The sequence below is a fragment of the Kitasatospora herbaricolor genome (genome assembly GCF_030813695.1).
GTDB lineage: Bacteria > Actinomycetota > Actinomycetes > Streptomycetales > Streptomycetaceae > Kitasatospora > Kitasatospora herbaricolor.
This window is the reverse complement of record NZ_JAUSVA010000002.1, coordinates 8,099,947-8,118,684: the sequence shown is the minus strand read 5'-3', so window position 1 is coordinate 8,118,684 and position 18,738 is coordinate 8,099,947. Positions and strand designations below refer to the sequence as shown.

16 protein-coding genes and 1 pseudogene are annotated in these 18,738 nt (G+C 76.1%); 11 read left to right on the top strand and 6 right to left on the bottom strand.

What is annotated here, in order from left to right; translation table 11 throughout:
* Positions 1-80 precede the first annotated feature (80 nt).
* Positions 81-2,972, top strand: a complete 2,892-nt coding sequence (locus J2S46_RS35250) for an ATP-binding protein (protein WP_191293653.1) — start codon at positions 81-83, stop codon at positions 2,970-2,972.
* A 157-nt stretch (positions 2,973-3,129) separates the two neighbouring features.
* On the top strand, positions 3,130-4,308 hold the full coding sequence (locus J2S46_RS35245) for an acyl-CoA dehydrogenase family protein (protein WP_229913273.1): 1,179 nt from the start codon (positions 3,130-3,132) through the stop codon (positions 4,306-4,308).
* A gap of 140 nt (positions 4,309-4,448) precedes the next feature.
* Here J2S46_RS35245 and J2S46_RS35240 read toward each other — a convergent pair whose 3' ends face one another.
* Both J2S46_RS35240 and J2S46_RS35235 read right to left on the bottom strand, forming a co-directional pair.
* Positions 4,449-5,435 (bottom strand): class I SAM-dependent methyltransferase, encoded by a 987-nt coding sequence (locus tag J2S46_RS35240; protein WP_191293652.1) that lies wholly within the window; start codon positions 5,433-5,435, stop codon positions 4,449-4,451.
* 92 nt (positions 5,436-5,527) lie between these two features.
* The gene (locus J2S46_RS35235) at positions 5,528-6,121 is read right to left on the bottom strand and encodes a helix-turn-helix domain-containing protein (RefSeq protein ID WP_191293651.1); all 594 of its coding nucleotides are present in this window, start codon (positions 6,119-6,121) and stop codon (positions 5,528-5,530) included.
* A 110-nt stretch (positions 6,122-6,231) separates the two neighbouring features.
* On the opposite strand from J2S46_RS35235, the gene J2S46_RS35230 reads away from it, so the two are divergent.
* Positions 6,232-7,245 (top strand): NAD(P)/FAD-dependent oxidoreductase, encoded by a 1,014-nt coding sequence (locus tag J2S46_RS35230; RefSeq protein WP_191293650.1) that lies wholly within the window; start codon positions 6,232-6,234, stop codon positions 7,243-7,245.
* A 114-nt stretch (positions 7,246-7,359) separates the two neighbouring features.
* Positions 7,360-7,638 (top strand): annotated as a pseudogene (locus J2S46_RS35225) (MFS transporter); the annotation flags it as partial.
* A gap of 164 nt (positions 7,639-7,802) precedes the next feature.
* On the opposite strand, the gene J2S46_RS35220 reads toward J2S46_RS35225, so the two are convergent.
* Together J2S46_RS35220 and J2S46_RS35215 are read right to left on the bottom strand one after the other, a co-directional pair.
* On the bottom strand, positions 7,803-8,810 hold the full coding sequence (locus J2S46_RS35220; protein WP_191293649.1) for an Acg family FMN-binding oxidoreductase: 1,008 nt from the start codon (positions 8,808-8,810) through the stop codon (positions 7,803-7,805).
* Positions 8,811-9,037: 227 nt separating this feature from the next.
* Positions 9,038-9,193, bottom strand: coding sequence for a hypothetical protein (locus J2S46_RS35215; protein ID WP_191293648.1), 156 nt, complete (start codon positions 9,191-9,193; stop codon positions 9,038-9,040).
* A gap of 420 nt (positions 9,194-9,613) precedes the next feature.
* Here J2S46_RS35215 and J2S46_RS35210 point away from each other — a divergent pair, with 420 nt between their 5' ends.
* The gene (locus J2S46_RS35210; protein WP_191293647.1) at positions 9,614-10,039 is read left to right on the top strand and encodes a BrxA/BrxB family bacilliredoxin; all 426 of its coding nucleotides are present in this window, start codon (positions 9,614-9,616) and stop codon (positions 10,037-10,039) included.
* A 341-nt stretch (positions 10,040-10,380) separates the two neighbouring features.
* Here the strand turns inward: J2S46_RS35210 and J2S46_RS35205 are convergent, their stop codons facing one another.
* Complete coding sequence (locus J2S46_RS35205) at positions 10,381-11,544, bottom strand: DNA topoisomerase subunit B (RefSeq protein WP_229913272.1); 1,164 nt, start codon at positions 11,542-11,544, stop codon at positions 10,381-10,383.
* Positions 11,545-12,068: 524 nt separating this feature from the next.
* Between J2S46_RS35205 and J2S46_RS35200 the strand changes: the two genes are divergently transcribed.
* The 6 genes from J2S46_RS35200 to lysA all read left to right on the top strand — a co-directional run bounded on the left by J2S46_RS35200 (position 12,069) and on the right by lysA (position 17,313).
* Complete coding sequence (locus J2S46_RS35200) at positions 12,069-13,013, top strand: hypothetical protein (RefSeq protein WP_191293646.1); 945 nt, start codon at positions 12,069-12,071, stop codon at positions 13,011-13,013.
* A gap of 535 nt (positions 13,014-13,548) precedes the next feature.
* Entirely contained in the window at positions 13,549-13,827 is a 279-nt protein-coding gene (locus tag J2S46_RS35195) for a hypothetical protein (protein ID WP_191293645.1), read from the top strand.
* Between the two features lie 286 nt (positions 13,828-14,113).
* A complete protein-coding gene (locus tag J2S46_RS35190; protein WP_191293644.1) occupies positions 14,114-14,905 on the top strand; it encodes a VOC family protein in 792 nt (263 codons plus the stop codon).
* A gap of 259 nt (positions 14,906-15,164) precedes the next feature.
* The gene (locus J2S46_RS35185; protein ID WP_191293643.1) at positions 15,165-15,530 is read left to right on the top strand and encodes an SAV_915 family protein; all 366 of its coding nucleotides are present in this window, start codon (positions 15,165-15,167) and stop codon (positions 15,528-15,530) included.
* Complete coding sequence (locus tag J2S46_RS35180; protein WP_191293642.1) at positions 15,527-15,982, top strand: hypothetical protein; 456 nt, start codon at positions 15,527-15,529, stop codon at positions 15,980-15,982. Before J2S46_RS35185 ends, J2S46_RS35180 begins: the two co-directional genes overlap by 4 nt.
* A complete protein-coding gene (gene lysA / locus J2S46_RS35175) occupies positions 15,979-17,313 on the top strand; it encodes a diaminopimelate decarboxylase (protein ID WP_191293641.1) in 1,335 nt (444 codons plus the stop codon). Before J2S46_RS35180 ends, lysA begins: the two co-directional genes overlap by 4 nt.
* Before the next feature lie 649 nt (positions 17,314-17,962).
* On the opposite strand, the gene J2S46_RS35170 is transcribed toward lysA, so the two are convergent.
* Entirely contained in the window at positions 17,963-18,730 is a 768-nt protein-coding gene (locus J2S46_RS35170; RefSeq protein ID WP_229913271.1) for a DUF1775 domain-containing protein, read from the bottom strand.
* Positions 18,731-18,738 lie beyond the last annotated feature (8 nt).

Below are 18,738 nucleotides of genomic sequence, written 5' to 3'. Positions count from 1 at the left end.
TGGAGTGACCGGGCCCGCCGCGACGCAGAGTAGCGTGGAGGGGTCGGTTCCGCCGGTCGGTCAGGTCAAGAGGGTGAGACGTGCCAGGTGAGTGGGTCGGCGGGCCGGGGACGGGCCGCCGCGCGGGTTTCGCGTTCGTCGGACGCGGCGGCGAGTTGCGTGCGCTCACGGACACTCTGCGTGACGGGCCGGCCGTGGTCCTGGTCGAGGGCGAGGCCGGGGTGGGCAAGTCCCGGCTGCTGCGGGAGGCCGCCGCGCGGCTGGACGGCGAAGGACTGGTGGTCCTTCGGGGCTGGTGCCATCCGCTGCGCGAACCGCTGCCGTTCGGGCCGGTCGTCGACGCGCTGCGCGACGCGCACGCCCTGTTCGGCCCCGGGACGGACCTCAGCCCCGCGACCGCGGCGCTCCACCCCTACCTGCCGGAACTCACCGGGCGGCTGCCGGAGCGGACGGAGGAGCCCGGGGCGGGCCCGCAGCAGCAGCTGATGCGGGCGGTCCAGGACCTGCTGGGCTCGCTGGGCCCGGTCGTCCTGATGGTGGAGGACCTGCACTGGGCGGACGACGCGACCAGGGACCTGCTCCTGCTGCTCGCCCGGAACCCGCCGAAGGGCCTGCGCCTGGTGCTCACCTACCGTGCGCACGACCTCTCGGGCGCCCGCAACGTGCTCGGCGTGCCGTACCGGCGGCCGGTCGGGGTCGGCGGCACCGAGATCACCCTCACCCCGCTGACCGAGGAGCAGGTGCGCGAACTCGCCGCCTCGGCGATCGGCCCGGCCGCCGCCGCCCGGCTCGGCCGCAAGCTGTTCGAGCGCAGCGGCGGGCTCCCGCTGGCCGCCGAGGAGGACCTGCTGGTGCTCGCCGACCGGGTGCAGGACGGCGCCTTCACCGGCGTCTCCTCGCTGCTGGAGGAGGCGGGGGTGCCGCGCGCCCTGCAGGAGGCGGTGAACAGCCGGGTGGCGGTGCTCGACCCCGGTGCGGTCGCGGTGGTCGAGGCCGCCGCGGTGCTGGCGGTGCCCACCAGCGAGGAACAACTCGCGCTGCTGGCCGGGCTGGAGGACGAGCAGGCGGAGGAGGCGCTGACCGCGGCCCTGCTGGCCGACGTGCTGGTCGAACGCGGCCCCGGCCGCTACGGGTTCCGCCACGTGCTGGCCCGTCAGGCCGTGTACGAGCGGATACCCGGCCCACGCCGCCGCCGGCTGCACGTCCGCGCCATCGAGGCGCTGACCGGCCGGCAGACGCCCGCACTGGTCCAGATCGCCCACCACACCCGCCGGCTCGGGGACGTCACCGCCTGGCTGCCCACCGCCCGGGCCGCCGCCGACCACGCGGTCGCCGTGGGCGACGACGGCGTCGCCGCCGAACTCCTCCAGCAGCTCCTCGCCGAGGCCGCCCTGCCGTCCGGGGAGCGGGCCCGCACCGCCCTCGAACTCAGCCGGATCGCCATGTACCGCGCCGATTCCTCGACCAGCACGGCGATCCTGGGCCGGATCATCGCCGACCCGGCCCTGCCCACCGTGGTCCGCGGCGAGATCCGCTTCAACCTCAGCCGAGCCCTGGTGGACAGCAGCGCCGACCGGAGCCACAGCGTCGCGCAGATGCAGCAGGCGATCACCGAGCTGGCGGACCGGCCCGGACTGGCCGCCGTCGCCATGTCGGCGCTCAGCATGGTCTCCGGCCGCGGCTCGCGGATCAGCACCACCGCGGAGGACCAGGCCCTGATGGCCGAGGCCGTGCGCACCGTCGCCCGGAGCGAGGACCCGCTGGCCCGGGCGACCGTCCTGACCAACCGGATCACCCTGATGGGCATGACCGGTGACGCCCGGGCCGGCGAACTCCTGGCGGAACTGCCGCGCAGCAGCCCCGACCGCGCCGTCCAGCGCGAGTGCGCCCGGGCGCTCTACAACGCCGCCTACGGGGCGATGCTGCGCGGCAACGACCGGGCCCGCGCCCTGCACGACGAGGCCGAGGAGGCCGCCCGCCGCACCGGCTACCAGGTCATCGAACAGGGCTGTGCGGTGATCCGGCTCCGTCTCGACCTCGCCGAAGGGCAGTGGTCCGGCCTGGACGACCGGCTGGCGGCGGTCCTGCCGCAGACGGCCGAGGGCACCAAGTTCAGGATCGCCGCGCTGATGGTCCGGGCGGCCCTGGAGGTGGCCCGCGGGTACTGGGCCGCCGCCCGGCAGAACCTGGCGACGTTCACCACGACCGACGAGGAGAACGCCAGCTGGGACGTCGGCCAGGCGGGAGTCACCCTGCTGGGCCGGATCGACCTGCTGGAGGGCGACCCGGAGGCGGCCTGGGAGCGGCTGCGGCGGCCGCTGGCGGCCCGCCGGCACAAGGGCGTCTGGGTCAGGGCCCACGACCTGACGCCGACCGCCGTGCAGGCGGCCCTGGCCTGCGGCCTGTCGGCGGAGGCCGAGCGGCTGACCGACGAGGCGGCCACCGGGATCGAGGGCCGCGACGCCCCGGCGGCGGCCGCGGAGGTGCTCTGGTGCCGCGGCATGACCACCGCCGCCACCGACCCCTTGGCCGCCCTCGCCCACCTGACGCGGGCCCAGGCCCGGTACGAGGCGCTGGGCCGGTTGCACACCGCCGCCCGCGTCGCCGAGCAGGCCGGCTGCCTCCGGCTCGCCCACGACCCGGACGAGGCGGGCCACCACCTCCGGCAGGCCCTCGACGTGTTCACCCGGCTCGGCGCCACCGCCGACGCGGCACGCTGCCGGCAGGCGCTGCGCGAGACCGGGGTCCGGAGCCCCGATCCGGGCCGCCGCCACAGCTACGGGCCGGAGCTGTCCCCCCGGGAGCGGCAGGTCGCCGAGCTGCTGGCGACCGGCGCCGGCAACCAGGCGATCGCCCGCGTCCTGGGGCTCTCCACCCGCACCGCCGAGCACCACGTCGCCAACACCCTGAAGAAGCTGGGCCTGCGGCGCGACCAGGTCAGGGACGCGACGGGGGCGGGCGGCTGCACCTGAACCGGCCGGGGGCGGGCGCGCGGGGCGGGGCCCGGGCGGGCCCGGCGGACGGGCGCCCGGCATCCGCGTCTTGGCGGACCCCACGGCGGCGTGGCCCGCACGGCTCCGGGTAGGCGGTCCGCCAGGGTGGAACCACCGCCAACAGGGAGGAGCGGCGATGCCGCAGGACATGCCGGCCGAGGATCTCTACCGGTTCGAGGAACTGCTCTCCCCCGCCGAGAGCGAGGTGCTGGGGCGTCTGCGCGACTTCCTCAGCGCCGAGGTGGCACCGCACGCGGACGCCTGGTGGGGCCGGGCCGCCTTCCCGCACCACCTGATCCCCCGCTACGCCGAACTGGGCATCGCCGGCCTGCCCTACCCGGAGTGCGGCGGTGCGCCCGCCAGCAGCATGCTGAACGGCTTCATCGCCCTGGAGATGGCCCGGGTCGACGCCTCCATGGCCACGTTCTACGGGGTGCACTCCGGCCTGGCCATGGGCAGCATCGCCCGCTGCGGATCACCGGAGCAGCGCAGCCGGTGGCTGCCGGCGATGGGGCGGATGGAGCAGATCGGCGCCTTCGCCCTCACCGAACCGCAGGGCGGCTCCGACGTCGCGGCCGGGCTGCGCACCACGGCCCGCCGCGAGGGCGACACCTGGGTGCTCAACGGCGCCAAGCGGTGGATCGGCAACGCCACCTTCGCCGACCTGGTGGTGGTCTGGGCCCGCGACGAGGAGACGGACCGGGTGCTGGGCTTCGTCGTGGAGGGCGCCAACGAGGGCTTCGCGGCCACCCGGATCGAGAACAAGATCGCCCTGCGTACGGTCGAGAACGCCGACATCGTCCTGACGGACTGCCGGGTCCCGGAGCGCGACCGGCTGCAGCTGGCCGACGGCTTCCGGGACACCGCCGACGTGCTGCGCCGCACCCGCAGCGGGGTGGCCTGGGAGGCCATCGGCGTCATGCTCGGCGCCTACCGGATCGCCCTGGACTACACCCTGGAGCGCCAGCAGTTCGGTGGCCCGATCGCCCGGTTCCAGCTCGTCCAGGACCTCCTGGTGCGGATGCTCGGCAACGCCACCTCGTGCCTGGGCATGGTCACCCGGCTGGCCCAGCTGGAGGACGCCGGCACGTTCCGCGACGAGCACTCGGCGCTGGCCAAGGCCTACTGCACGACCCGGATGCGGGAGACCGTCGGCTGGGGCCGGGAGCTGCTGGCCGGCAACGGGATCGTGCTGGACTACAGCATCGGACGCTTCGTCGCCGACGCCGAGGCGCTCTACTCGTACGAGGGGACCAGGGAGATCAACACCCTGATCGTCGGCCGGGCGGTGACCGGGATCGGTGCCTTCGTCTGACGGTCGCCCCGGGGTCGGCGGCCGGCCGAGGGGCCGGCCGCCGGCCCGGGACCGGTGCGTCCCGGTGCGGTCCCGGTGCGAAGCGGAGTACCGGCCACCGCGGCAGCGCGGAACGGGCCCGCCCGCGGTACCGCTGACGGTCAGGCGCGGCGGGCGGCCCACACGGTGCGCTCGGTCCGCACGCTCAGGTCGTCGCGCCGCAGGATGCTGTGCGGGCCGTCGGTGTCGAGCAGCCGGTCCAGCGCGGCGAGGTCCTCCGGCGACAGCGCGGACTCGATGCCGCCGCGCATCCGGCGCAGGCCGCTGAGGGCGTAGCGGCCGACCGCCTCGGTGCGGGGTGAGTCGATGCCGACGGTGATGTCGACGGTGAGGGTGCGCTCGCCCTCCACGGTGAAGCCCGCCTTGCTCAGCAATGTCCCCCAGTCGGCACCCCGGTGGGGCAACCGCTCGGCATGGTGGCGGTCGAGCGCGGCATGGCAGCGCTCCTCCAGACCTGGGGCGTCCGCCGGGGCGTCCGCGGGCAGGAACCGGGGGAACCCGGCCAGCTCGACGACGGCGAACAGGCCGCCCGGTGCCAACAGGTCGTGGACCTGCCGAAGGGTGCGGTCCGGGTCGGCCATGTGGTGCATGGAGGCGGAGGCCCAGACCAGCTCGGGCCGGCCGAGGTCGGGCCAGGCCGGTGCGTCCAGGTCGGCCTCGACCAGGCGCACCCGGTCGGCCGCGCCGGCCGCGGCCGCCTTCTCCCGCAGGCGCTCCAGGTGGGCGGCCGAGGAGTCGACGGCCGTCAGCTCGGCTGCCGGGAAGTGCTCGGCCAGGGCGAGGGTGCCGGCTCCGGTCCCGCAGCCCAGGTCGACGATCCGGCGGGGGCCGGTCCCGACGGGCAGCCAGGCGATGACCGACGCGGTGTGCTCGGCGAGCACCTCCGCGTCCAGGTCGAGCAGTTCCGCCTGGTCGTGGGCGTCGTCCTCGGGGCCCTGGTGCCCGTGACCGTCGTGCTGGTGACTGCTGTGGGGGTGACCGTCGTGCTGGTGGGCCTGGTGCTGGTGGACGTCGTGCTGGTGACTGCTGTGCTGGTGACCGTCGTGCTGGTGGACGTCGTGCTGCGTGTGCGGCAAGGGGTGGCTCATGCGCCCACGCTAAGCGGGCCGTGCGCCTGAGGCCCGACGAGTCCCGGAATGCGCAAGAAGACGGCCGGCCGGGCGGCGGGACGCGCAAGGGGTCACGGCGCCGGCCGCTTCGCCTTCTCGGCGTCCTCGCCGCGCTGGTGCCCCCGGCGGGCGTCCCGGTCGAAGATGCCCAGGATCTCGCACGGGCCGCCCTCGGCACCGATGGCGTGCGGGAGCATCGTGGGGAACTCGGCCGCCTGGTTGGTCTCGATCCGCAGGCGCCGGTTGCCCAGGAGCAGGATCGCGGTGCCGGAGAGGACGACCATCCATTCGCGGCCGGGGTGGGCGCGCATCCGGGCGGGGTTGTCGGGCGGCGGGGCGGTCAGGCGCTGGCGGATGACGGTCATGCCGGGATCCGCCTTGAGGGGCCAGCGCATCTGACCGTGGGCCGCGTCGATCATCGGGTTGGAGACGACGTCGTCGGTGGCGGTCTCGACGAGCTGGTCGAGCGAGGTGTCCAGGGCGCGGGCGAGGGTGACGAGCTGGTCCAGCGCCAGGCGGCGTTGCCCGTTCTCGATGCGGCTCAGGGTGGACTGGCTGACCTTCGCACGGGTGGCCAGCTCCTCCAGGGACCAGCCCTGGGCCACCCGCAGGGCGCGGATCCTCTTGCGTACCAGGCTGTCCAGCTCGCCACTTTCTTGCGTCATGGGCAACATCGTATGCCCGTACGGCAAGGTGCGCTTAGCGTCGACCGTGTCCGGCCCCGCAACGGGGGCCGCGACGACACAGCGACGACGAGCCACCAGGGGACCACGACATGACGAGGACGAATGCCGCGCAGGCGGCCGAGGAACTGCCGGACGGGACCGTGGACGCCGTGGTGATCGGCGGCGGGGCCGCCGGGTTGAACGGCGCGCTGATGCTCGCCCGGTCCCGCCGCTCGGTGGTGGTGATCGACGGCGGCGGCCCGCGCAACGCGCCCGCCGCCGAGGTGCACGGGCTGCTCGCCCTGGACGGCACTCCCCCGGCGGAGCTGCTGGCACGGGGCCGCGCCGAGGTCCGCCGGTACGGCGGCACGGTACGGACCGGCGAGGTGGTCCGGGCCGCCGCCTCCGAACCCTCCGCCGAGGGCGATCCGCGCTTCACGGTCGCCCTGGCCGACGGCGGCACCCTGCACGCACGCCGCCTCCTGGTCGCCACCGGCCTGCGGGACGTCCTGCCGGATGTCCCCGGGCTCGCCGAGCACTGGGGCCGGAGCGTGGTGCACTGCCCGTACTGCCACGGCTGGGAGGTCCGCGACGAGCCCGTCGGGGTCCTCGCCGTGGGGCCGGCCTCGGTCCACCACGCACTGCTGTTCCGCCAGCTGACCGAGGACCTCGTCTACTTCACCCGGGGCACCGTTCTGGCCCCGGACACCCGGGCCCGCTTCGCCGCCCGTGCCATCCGGATCGTCGACACCCCGGTGGACCGGGTCGTGACCGCCGGGAACGGCTCGATCGCGGGCGTACGCCTGACGGACGGACAGCTCGTCCCGCGGCGCGTGGTCGCCGTCGCGACCTCCATGCGGGCGCGCGGCGAAGGGCTGGAGGCCCTGGGGCTGCCGATGCGGGACCTGCCCGACGGGATGGGGCGGCACTTCGTCACCGGCCCGGCCGGTGCCACCGAGGTGGCGGGCGTGCGGGTGGCCGGCAACGCCACCGACCCGGCCGCCCAGGTCGGCGCCTCGGCGGCGGCCGGCGCCCTGGCCGGTGCCCACCTGAACGCCGAACTGGTCGCCGCCGACACCGACGCGGCCCTCGCCGCCGCCCGGCGCGACACCGTCCGCGGCTGACCGTGCCGGGCCTGCCCGCCCCCGTCACCCCCGGCGCGCCGGCCCGCCCCGGCGCCGCCGTCCGCCTGCCCGCGGCGAGGAACCCATGCGTACCCGGCAGCCCGTCCGGGTGACACCCTCGCCCTGGCGGCCCTCCTGTTGCCGCTCGGGGCGATCGGCGACCGCTTGGGCCGCAAACCCGTGCTGCTCGCCGGCCCGACCGTCCGCGGTCTCGCCGGTGTCGGCGCGGCCCTCGCCCGCTCGGCCGAAGTCATGCCCCTGGCACGCCTGTCCAGCGGTGCGGGCGCAGCGACGATCATGCCGATCACCCTTGCCGTCATCACCCCGACCTTGCCCGAGGAGGAGCGGGACCGGGCGATCGGCGTGTGGACCGGGATCGCCGCCCCGGCCGGCTCCTGCTCCACCTGCTCGCCCGGCCCCGCTCCTCCCGGACCCCGGCGGACGCGCCGGAGCCGGCCGGGCGGGCACTGCGTGACCCCCCGGGTTCCCGCACGTCCGGCCGCTCACCGCCCGGACGGGCCCGCCGGGCGTCACGTCCGCGACGCCCGGGTGGCGCATCACCGTTCGTCGCCCGCCGGTCGGCCGTCCGGCGTGGTGAGGATCTCGGAGACCGGGCGTCGCGGCGTGGCCGGCCCGGGCAGCCCGTAGCCCAGGCGCAGCACCAGCTGGACGTGCCCCGGGCCTTCGGAGGCGTCGCGCAGGCGCCAACGGGTGTCGGGCCACTCGACGGCCTGATGCAGCACCGAGGCGCACAGCCCGTGATCGGTGGCCAGCAGCCAGACCCTCTGCATCGCCTGACCCGCCCTGAGCCAGTCCGCCGGCAGGTCGGTCCGGGTGCTGAGGGTGGCGACCTGCGGCAGGGCCTCGAACCGCTCGGTGTGGACGCCGGGCCCGGGCGGGCTGCCGGTGAAGCTGCGGACGGGCACCCGGGCGTCGTGGTCCAGCGGGCCGAGGACACCCAGCGGGATCCCGTCGGCTGCCGGGGCCTCGGCCCGCAGCCAGCTCCGGGTCTCGCGCAGGCGGGCCAGGTCGACGGCCGTGCGCCGCTCCGCCTCGGCCGTCAGCTCCAGGATCCGGCGCACACCGGCCCCGTCCGGCATCGCCAAGGAGGCGCCCTCCGCCTCTGCGGCCGCCTGCAGTTCGTCGACGACGACCCGGGGCACGGAGCGGTCGGCGAACGGCCGGCGGCTGGAGTGCCGCAGCGTGACCGCCGGGTAGAGGTCCCGGCCGAACGCCGGCGGGCTCCCCGCGGGCCCGGAGAGGTCGACCTCCGCGGCCAGGTCCGGGTCGTCCGGGTCCGGCAGCAGCCGGACCGTCGCCCGCCTGCCGATCCGTCCGGCGGCGACCCGGAGGTTGAGGAGCGCCGCTCCCACCGACACGTGCAGTGCCCGGCCGTCCGGGTCGGTCGTCGGCACGGCCCGGGTCAGGTCGAGTCGCACGGCCAGACCGCGGAGGTCCGGGGTCGGCCGGAACAACCACGGCTGACTGTTGTGCAGGGACGGAGCAGCGCCGGCGGCGGCGGCCAGCAGGTGGAAGTCGTCCGAGGTGAGTGCCGACAGGGTCATCGTGGGATCCTCCTTGCCCGGAGGCGCGCCGACCCGGCGAAGGCCGGCCGGCAGCTGCCTGGGACGGCACCCGAGGTGCCGCCGGAACCGCGTGGACCTGCGTCGACCCGGGTGTTCTCCCTCCAGGATGGGCCGCGGCGCGGGCGGGCGTCGAGGGTCCGCGGACCCTGCCGGGCAGGCCCTACGGCCCCCGCCGTCCGCGCCGCGACCCTGCGGGCGGCAGTTCCTCAGTCGATGCCCCGCCAGATGTGCGGCTCGATGTCGTCCTCGGCCTCGACGCCGGCGAGCAGCGGCACCGGTACCGACAGGGCGGGACCCTCCTCGCCGGGCCGCACGGGCGGGTGCCCGCCGGACGTGATGACACCAACTGCTTCCTCCGACATGCCGGGTTCTCCTTCGCTTCGGTGGGCCGTCGGCGGTCCTCCCGTCCGACGGGGACGGGTCCGCTCCGACGGGATCGTCGGCGGCCGCTCGCCGCGCGCGAGGACGGTCCGGCTCCTCGCACCGGGGCCGCGAGGTCAGTGTGCGAGCATCACTCCCCGGTCGCGAGCGGCCACGCCGCGCAGGCCTCCCCGGAGAACTCCGCCGACGGCGCGCAGCCGACGCCGACGCCCGGTGTCCACCCGCCGGGGACCTCGCGTACGCCTGCTCCGGACCCCGGCGGGCCGACGGTTCCGCGGGGGTGCGCACCGGCGACGGCCCCATCGCGGGGCCCGGGCGTGTCGGGGCGGGTTGCCGTACCCGCCCGCACGCAATCCTTACAGTGGGTAGCTGAACCGTTCCTTTAAGTGAGGAGTCCTGGCATGCCGTACTCGCCGATGCTGGTCAAGCCGATGCGCGAAGAACTGACCGAGGCCGGGTTCACCGAACTGCTCCACCCCGAGGCCGTGGACGCCGCCATGGAGAAGGCGAAGAAGGGCCTGACCCTCGTCGCGGTCAACTCCGTCACGGGCTGCGCCGCCGGAATGGCCCGGCCCGGGGTGCGGATCGCCCTGGAGGAGGCCGCCAAGCGGCCCGACCAGCTGCTGTCGGTCTTCGACGAGCAGGACGTCGAGGCGACCGCCCGGATGCGGTCCTACTTCGCCGACATCCCGCCGTCCCACCCCTCCTTCGCCCTCTTCAAGGACGGCGAGCTGGTCGCCTTCATCCCGCGCCACCGCATCGAGGGCCGCGACGCCCGCGCGGTCGCCGCCGACCTCACCGCCGCGTTCGAGGAGTTCGCCGACTGACCCTCGCACGCCCGACCGACCCGCGCCCGGGAACCCGGCCCCGGCCCACGCCGGCCGTCGCCCCCGTCGGCCCGCAACCGGGCGGACGGGGGCACGGCGTTCCCTGACCCGCCGGGCCGCGCTCCACGCCCGCCGAGCGACGGCGTTGCGACGCCCGCCCCCTGACCAGCCATAATGCCCCGGACATGCCTGACGGGAAGATCATCGGGACAGCGGCCGGACGCCGCCGTTGCCGCAGCGTACGCCCTGTCGCCGTCGCCGTCGCCGTCGGCGTCCTGCCCTGCCCTGGCCTGACCTTCCCGATCCCGAGTCCGGGGACGGGCAGGGCTGTTCGGCGGCGGTCAGTCCCGGCGGCCACCCCGGACGACCCGGCCGACGACGGCTGCGGCCTGCGCCGGATGCTCCGTCAGCCACCTGCCGAGGTGTTCCTGGACGGCCTGTCCGACGCAGGCGCGGACCGGGCCGTTGCCCAGCCTGTCGCGGGTGCAGCCCTCGAACCGGGGGTCGTCCAGCTTCACCGACACGACCGCCGTCAGGCCCTTCCCGATCCGCTCCTCGTCGAGGTCGGGGTCCGCCTCCGTCAGCAGCCGCCGCCCGCGCGCGTACGCGTTGACCGCGGCCACCAGCCCGTCCCGGAGGCCCGTCTCGTGCGAGCCTCCTCCCGGAGTGGGCCGGCTGTTGGCGAAGCCGCGGACCCGCTCCGCGCCGGAGCCGCGCCACCGCAGGGCCACCTCCAGCGTCCCCGCCATCCGCGGGTCCTCCCGCTCGAAGCCGATGACCTCCCCGTGGACGGCCGCCCCGGCCTGCTCGTCGAGGTGGGCGACGAAGTCCCGTGCTCCGCCGGGGAACCGCAGGCGTACCGACCGGGGCTCGTCCGATCGACGACGATCGGTCAGCGAGATGTCCAAGCCCCGGTTCAGGAAGGCCAGTTCCCGGAACCGGTCCGCCAACCCCTGGAAGGAACACTCCACCTCCCCGAAGATCTCGGCGTCGGGCCAGAAGGTGAGGGTGGTCCCGCTGCCGTCCGCCGGACCCGCCTCGGTGAGCGGGGTGACCGCGACACCGCGCGCATACTCCTGGACCCGGCGGACCCCTTCGCGCCGCACCTCCACCAACAGGCGGCGTGACAGGGCGTTGGCGACGAAGAGCCACATCCCGAAACCGGCGGTCACGTCATGGCGGACGTCGGGCCCGACCCAGGGCTCGATACGGGTCAGCAGGGCTTCGAGGTCGGGACCGCCACCACCACCGGCCCCGCCGACGCGCACTCCGGGCCCGTCGTCGGCGACGCACACGCCGCCGTCGGGTGTGAGCGTGATGCGGACGGATCCTGCGCGGCCGGCCAGAACCTCGCTCACCGCCCGGCCGGTGACCTCGAACACCATGTGGTGCAGACCGCGTTCACCGGTCGATCCGATGTACATCCCGGGCCGCTTCCGAACGACCTCCATCCCCTCCAGCACCTGGATCCGGCTGGCGTCGTAGCTGATCGGTTCCTCGCTCACAAGAATCCCCTCCGAAGGTGTGCGGCGGAACTCCAAAGCCTAGGCGATTTTCGGGAAAACACCAGGTCAGAGCCGTTGCGGCGAGGGCATGGGCGGGCTGGTGGGCGCCTGTCCGGAGGGGGTCGCCGTCGGGGTCACGGGCCGCGGCCGGAGGCCGTCCGAGGCCCCGCCGGGGCCCCGCAAGGCACTGTTCCGGGTGCCCCCGAGGCCTGCGATCCGAAAAGGATTCGCCGAATGCCGCACCGGCCCCCGATCTGGACGCCCGCGCGCTTCGACCGACCCGACAGCGCCCGGAATCAGCGCCCCCGGTCGCCCCTGGACCGCCCGGACCGGGCCCGGACCGCCGGAGCAACGCAAGGGACTCCGGTACGACTTGTTCCCCACCCGGGTGAACCGGCGCCCGGAGCGCTTCCCCCGACCGACCCGGGGCCGTTAGGAAGAACCGGCCCACGGGTGCCCGCCGCGCACCGCGCGCGCCGGACCGCCGGACCGCCGGCCGGACGTACCCAGGAAGGAACCGGAGCATGGACCTCGACCAGGTGGCCGACGAACTGTACGGGCTGAACCCGGCGGAGTTCACCGAAGCCCGCGACCAGGCCGCCGACCGCGCGCGCCGGGACGGCGACCGCCCGCTCGCCGAACGGATCCGCGCCCTGCGCCGGCCCACCACCGCGGCCTGGCTCGCCAACCTCCTCGTCCGCACCCACCCCACCGAGACCACGGCACTGCTGGACCTCGGCCGGGCCCTGCGCGCCGCCCAGGACCAGCTCGCCGGGGCCCAACTCCGCGAACTCCTCGGCCGGCGCCGGCAGGTCGTCCTCGCCCTCGTCGCGCAGGCCCTCGACGAGGCGCGGGAAGCCGGCCGGCCGGCGGGGGACGGACCGGCCCAGGAGTTGGCGGAGACCCTCCAGGCCACGCTCGCCGACGAGTCCGCCGCGGCCGAGTTCGCCGCCGGGCGCCTCAGCACCGCACTGAACCCCGGCGCCGAGCCCAGTCTGCCCGCCGGCGGCACAGGCAACGGCACCGGTGGCCGCCCGACCGGTGCGCCGGGCGCCGCAGCCGCTTCGTCACCCGGTGACGGCCGTACGCGCGACGACTCCACGCCCGACGCGCCCCGGCCGGGTGCCGACCACGACCGGCTCGAAGCCGAGGCGGCCGAACTGGCCGACCAGCTGAAGCGGGCCAGGAAGGACGCCAAGCAGGCCGAGAAGCGTGCTGCCGCCGCCCAGGGCGAGGCCGACCGGGCCCAGTACGCAGCGGAGGACAGCGACGAGGCCGTGCAGCGGGCCCGCGCGGCCCTGGAGCAGGCCCGGGCCGCGTACGGGACGACCTCCGCGGCCGCCCGCGCCCGACGCGAGGAGGCGGCCACGGCGGCGACCCGGGCCGGGGAGGCCGCGGCCCACGCCGAGCAGCTGAACCGGCGGTTGGAGGCGCTCCGGAAAAAGATCACGAACCGCGCCAGGCGATAGGAGGCCGCTCCAGCACGGGCCGGGGGACGCGCCAGCCGTGCTCGGGTCGTCCGCGTCGACGGGCAGGCGCTCATCGGGCCGATGGCACCGTCGACCCGGCGGCCGATCTCCCGCAGTTGCTTGTACTGAGCCTTCGCCAGGGCATCGATGAGCCTGGTCGCCCGATCGCCTGGGCGGCCACCGGACTCGCGATCACCATGATCGGCGCGGCCGCCGTGCACCTGCGCCGGGCGAGGCGTCGGCCGTCCCGCCGAGCCAGGCGTAGGCCGTCCCGCCGAGCCTGGTCCTGCTGGTCCTGGCCGCCGTCGTGGCCCGGGGCCGCTTCGGCCCGCAGGCCGGCTCAGGGCCTGGACCTCCTGGGGCAGTCGGCCCCGGAACGGCTGTGGTTCACCCGGGCAGCGGCCGGCCTGCGGGCTGGGCCGTTCGCGGGCACGGGCGGTCCGAACGGGTGAGACCACGGAGCGGTTCGTACGCGGAAAGGGGCGGGTGCTGAAGCATGAGTGCCGTCCCATTTGCCCGCTCCTGGAGGATCTCCATGCGTTCCACCCTCGCCAAGGCCGCCGCCGTCGCCGCGGTCTCCGGCCTCGCCCTGTTCGGCACCGCCACCGCCGCCGTGGCGCACCACCAGCCCCCGCGTACCGCCGTCCAGGCCGAGGAGGCCGCCGAGTGGCCGGCCGGCGCCCTTGCGGTAGGCGGCGACGCCTCCGCCGAGGACGGTTGGGCCCTCGCGGTGGGCGGCAACGCGGCCGCCACCGGTGGCATCGCCCTGGCGGTCGGCGGCGACGCGGGCTCGTTCGAGGACGGCGAGGGCTGACCCACCCGGCGCCCTTCCCGACGCGTCGGCCCCGGCCCCGGTACCCGAGCGGTGCCGGGGCCGACGCACGTCCCACGCCGCGCCGCGCACGCCCGGCACCGGCACCGGCACCGGCACCGGCACACCGACCCACGGCCCGCTCCCCCTACCGCCCGTGCCGCCCCTGCCGCCCGTCGCCGCCGAGCGGGTGAAACCGGCGCCCGGCCGGCACTCGGACGCGGACAGCTCCGGCCGGGGTTGGCATCGTGGCCCTGACCCGATCGCCCCGTCTCCCGGGAGGACCCGCATGCTCGGCACCGACTTCAGTACCGGCTCACCCAACTGGCTCGACCTCGGCAGCCCCGACACCGACGCGGCGGCCGCGTTCTACGCCGCCGTCCTCGGCTGGGAGTTCGTGTCGGCCGGGCCCGACGCGGGTGGGTACGGATTCTTCCAGGCCGGCGGCAGGACCGTCGCCGCGCTCGGGCCGCTCACCGAGGAGGGGGCGACCTCCGCCTGGATGGTGCACTTCAAGACCGAGGACGTGCAGGCCACCGTCACGGCCGTCACGGCCGGCGGCGGAACCGTCCGGATGGAGCCCATGGACGTCATGGGCGAGGGCTGGCTGGCGCAGGCCACCGACCCGCAGGGGGCCGAGTTCGCGCTCTGGCAGCCCGGGAAGACCGTCGGACTGGGGCTGACCTCCGCCCCCGGCACCCTGATCTGGGCGGAGCTGCACGTGCCGGATCCCGTCGCCGACATCGCCTTCTACCAGGGCCTCTTCGGCTGGCGCAGCCAGGAGATGCAGGTGCCAGGCATGACCTACCGGGTGCTCAGCGTCCGGGACGGCGACCTGCAGGAGGCCTCCTTCGGCGGGGTCGCGCCGCTGGGCGACGGTGCGGGCGGCGGGGCCGGGCGGCCCCGCTGGGTGCCCTACTTCCACGCGACGGAGGTGGACGCCACCGTCGCGAAGGCCGAGGGGAAGGGCGGGTCCGTGCTGATGCCGGCCGCGGACGTGCCGGACGTCGGCCGGATCTCCTGGCTCGCGGACCCCTTCGGTGCGGTGTTCGCGCTGCTGAAGCCGGACCCCCGGATGTGAGCCGGAGGCCGGGCCGCGCACGGGGTGCACGGAGGGTCGGAGCGGAGGCCGCAGCGAATCGGGGCGAAGGTACGACGGCCGATCGATCGGCCGTCCGGGTGAGGCGAGCGTCAACGCCCCGTCAGGACCGGGCCGTACGCAGTCAAGGGCGCGTCAGAGCGGCGTTCCGGCGGGGCCGGCCCGGCTAGCGTCGGCCTGGTTCCCGTACGGGTCGACGAGGACCCGGACCCGGCAGAACCACTCCCCCAGGAGCACCACCATGGTCCACACCGAAACCGCCGCTCCGGAGCCTGCCGGCCGTACCGGCTGGCACGTCCCGGTGCGCGTCACCGGGACCGCCCGCGTCCTGCGCTTCTTCCGGCTGCGTGACGGCGGCCGCTGCGCCGTCGGGTTCGGCTCCGCCGAGGCGCTCGCCGCACTGCTCGGTCCCGACCAGGCGTCGGTCGTCCTCAGCGAGTCCGCCTTGCGCGACCTGGCCGCCCCGATGGGCGTCCACACCCTGGTACTGGACCCGCAGCTGGTGGCGCCGCCCGTGCCCGCGCCGCCCGTCACCGCGCCGCCGTTCACCGCGCCGCCGGCCGCACCCTTCAGCGTCCCCGTCGCCCAGCTCCAGCACCAGCGGTGACGCCGGCGCCGCACCCGGTGGCCGGTGAGGAGGCGGCAGGTGAGGAGGCGGCCGGCCCGCCGCTCGTACCGGCCCGTGCGCTGCACCTGGTCGCCTCCGGACGGCCGGGCCCCACGGCTCCGGTCGAGGACCGGCCGCTGCGGGCCCTGGCCCGGATCAGGTCCGGCCCCGTCCCCCTGGACTTCGACCGGCTCACCGCCCGCATCCCGGCCGTGCAGAGCGGCCTCGCGCTGGCCGGCGACGCCGACCTGGAGCTGCAGCTCGCCTGCACCGGCCCGCAGGAGCTGCGTGGCATCACCGCGGAACTGCTGCGCGCCGGGGCCGCCCAGGTCCGGGTGGAGCTCGTCCTGCGCACCCTCACCCGCACCGCCGGCAGCCCTGCCGCCCACGGCACCGTCACCCACGGCACCGTCACCCACGTTCCCGCAGTCGTGAGGAGCAGCACGCCATGACCACCGCCCTTGCCGCACCCCTGACCCGGCAGCCGGCCGGCAGCCCCTGGCCCTCCTCCGCCCGGACGGGCCCGCAGGGCGAGCTGCTGATCGCCGGTGTCGGCCTGGCCGAGGCCGCCGACCGGTTCGGGACACCGCTGTACGTGCTGGACGAACAGGAGGTACGCGACCGTGCCCGGTCCTACCGCGCCGCCCTGCCGGGTGCCGAAGTCCTTTACGCGGCCAAGGCCTTCCTGTGCAGCGCGATGGCGGACTGGGTCGGCCAGGAGGGCCTCGGGCTGGACGTCTGCTCGGCCGGCGAGCTGCGGCTGGCGGTCGCCGCGGGCTTCCCGCCGCAGCGGATCGTGCTGCACGGCAACGCCAAGAGCCCGGAGGAGCTGCGCCTGGCGCTGCGCCTGCGGGTGGGCCGGATCGTCGTCGACGGTCTTGCCGAGATACCGCGGCTGGCGGCGCTGACCGTCGCCGACAGCCCGCAGCCGGTCCTGGTCAGGGTCCTGCCGGAGGTCGCGGCCGGACACCACGCAGGCGTCCGGACGGGTGTCGCCGGGCAGAAGTTCGGCTTCCCGATCGAGGGCGGCGACGCGGCCGAGGCCGTCCGCCGGGTGCTGGGGCAGCCCGGGCTGCACCTGGCGGGCCTGCACTGCCACCTCGGTTCGCAGATCACCGACGTCGAGCCGTACCTCACCGCCGTGGACCGGCTGGCCGGGCTGCTGGCCGCGATCCGTGACCGCCACGGCGTCGAACTGCCCGAACTCGACCTGGGCGGCGGACACGGCGTGCGTTACCGGCCGGGCGACCCGGAGCTCGACCTGGCCGACTTCGCCCGCCGGGTGCCGGCGCGCCTCGCCGCGGCCTGCGGCCGGCACGGGCTGGCCGTGCCGCGGCTGCTGGTGGAGCCGGGCCGGGCGATCGCCGCCCCGGCCGGGGTCGCGGTCTACCGGGTGCTGACCGTCAAGCACGGCTCGGACGGGCGGGTCTTCGCCGCCGTCGACGGCGGGATGAGCGACAACCCGCGCCCGGCCCTGTACGACGCCGAGTACGCCGTCCGGCTGGTCGGCCGCGCCTCGGCGGCCGCTCTTCGCGAGGTGGAGGTGGTCGGCCGGCACTGCGAGGCCGGCGACGTGCTGGTGCGCGGTGCCCGCCTCCCCGGAGATCTGCGCCCGGGCGACCTGCTCGCCGTACCGGCCGCCGGCGCGTACCAGCTGTCCATGGCCTCCGGATACAACCTGGTGGGCCGCCCGGCCGTGGCCGCCGTCGACCGGGGCCGGGCCCGCCTGCTGATCCGGCGCGAGAGCGTGGAGGACTTCCGGGCGCGCGAGGTCGGACGGTGACCGGAACCGGCGGGGCCGGCGGCCGAGGGGCCTTCGTGGACCGGACCACCGCGCCCGGGGCCCAGGTCGCGAGCTGACAGGCCGACCGCCGGGGACGGTCGCGGAGGGACGAGCGCGCCGTCCTGCCGCAGGCCGACCCGCGCCCAGACCCCGATCGGGCCGTCGCCCGGCTCCCCGTCCGGGACCTCCGGCACGATCCCGAACACGTTCTTGTCGGCGCCGAAGTCGTTGCCGGTCCACCGGAACCCGTCGACGATCCCGTCCAGATCCGCGAAGAAGGGGTCGCTGCACAGGCCGGCGGAGAAGCGGGTGCCGCCGCTCTCCAGGACGTTCGGCTCCGCCCCGAAGGCCACCGCGCCGTCGGTGATGACCGCCTGCCCGGGCCGGGCGTGGTCGCGCGCCTCGGCCCCGGTGGCCCGGCGGACGGTGACCGTCTGCCGACCGTCCGCGGGCGCCGAGAAGACGAAGCTGAGCGTGCGAGCCCCCCGGTGCCGTGCGCAGCGGAACCGGGGAACCACACCGCACCTGCCGGCACCCGGCGACCGACGCCTGCCCGGGCCGGGCCGGCCGGGCGCGCGGCCGGTCACCTGACCGGCGGACGGGGCGACCGGGGCGGACGGAGCCGGCCGGGTGACCCGCGCCGAGCCGCTCAGCTCCCCGTGCCGCGGTTCCGGCGGCGCCACCACCAGGTGCCGCCGGCCGCCAGCACCGCGGCGGCCGCGACGGCGATGACGACGGGCACCACCGGGGACGAGGAGTCCCCGCTGCTGCCGGTGGCCGTCGCGGCGGCGGTGGTGGCCGCGGCGCTCGGCGTGACGGCCGGGCCGGGCGCGCCGGCGGAGGCGACGGGGCTGGGGCTGGAACTCGGGCTCGGAGCGGCGGCGGTCGGGCTCGGCACGGCCGGGGCGACCGGGGTGGCGCCGGGGGCGGCGGGCGACAACGCGAGCACGGGTGCGGGGTGCTCGGGGTCGGCGCCGGCCTTCGGGAGTTCGATCCAGCGCTCGATGTGGCCGTCGCTGTACGTCTCCAGGGTCTTGAAGACGAGCTCCTTCGCGTCGGGCAGCTGCCGGACGGTGATCTTGTACGCCGCGTCCTTGCCCGGGGCCAGGGCGGCGCCGCCCACGGTGTAGCCGTCCGGGGTGGCCGCGAAGGTCCACCCGGCCGGGGCCTCGGCGAGGGTGACGTCCGCCGGGGCGATGCCCTCGGGGAGGACGACCTGGAACTTCGCCAGGCCCGCGGTGGTCGACTCGGCCTCGGCGCTGAAGGCCACCGTGGCGTTGGTGGCGAGGGCCTGCGCCGTCTCGGACTCGACCTCGACGTGCGCGAACGCCGCGGTGCCGGCGAGCGCCACGGCAGCGGCGGTGAACGCCAGGACGGTGGCGGCGCGGGCGGCGCGCCGGATCTGCCGGTTGGGCACTTCGGGCT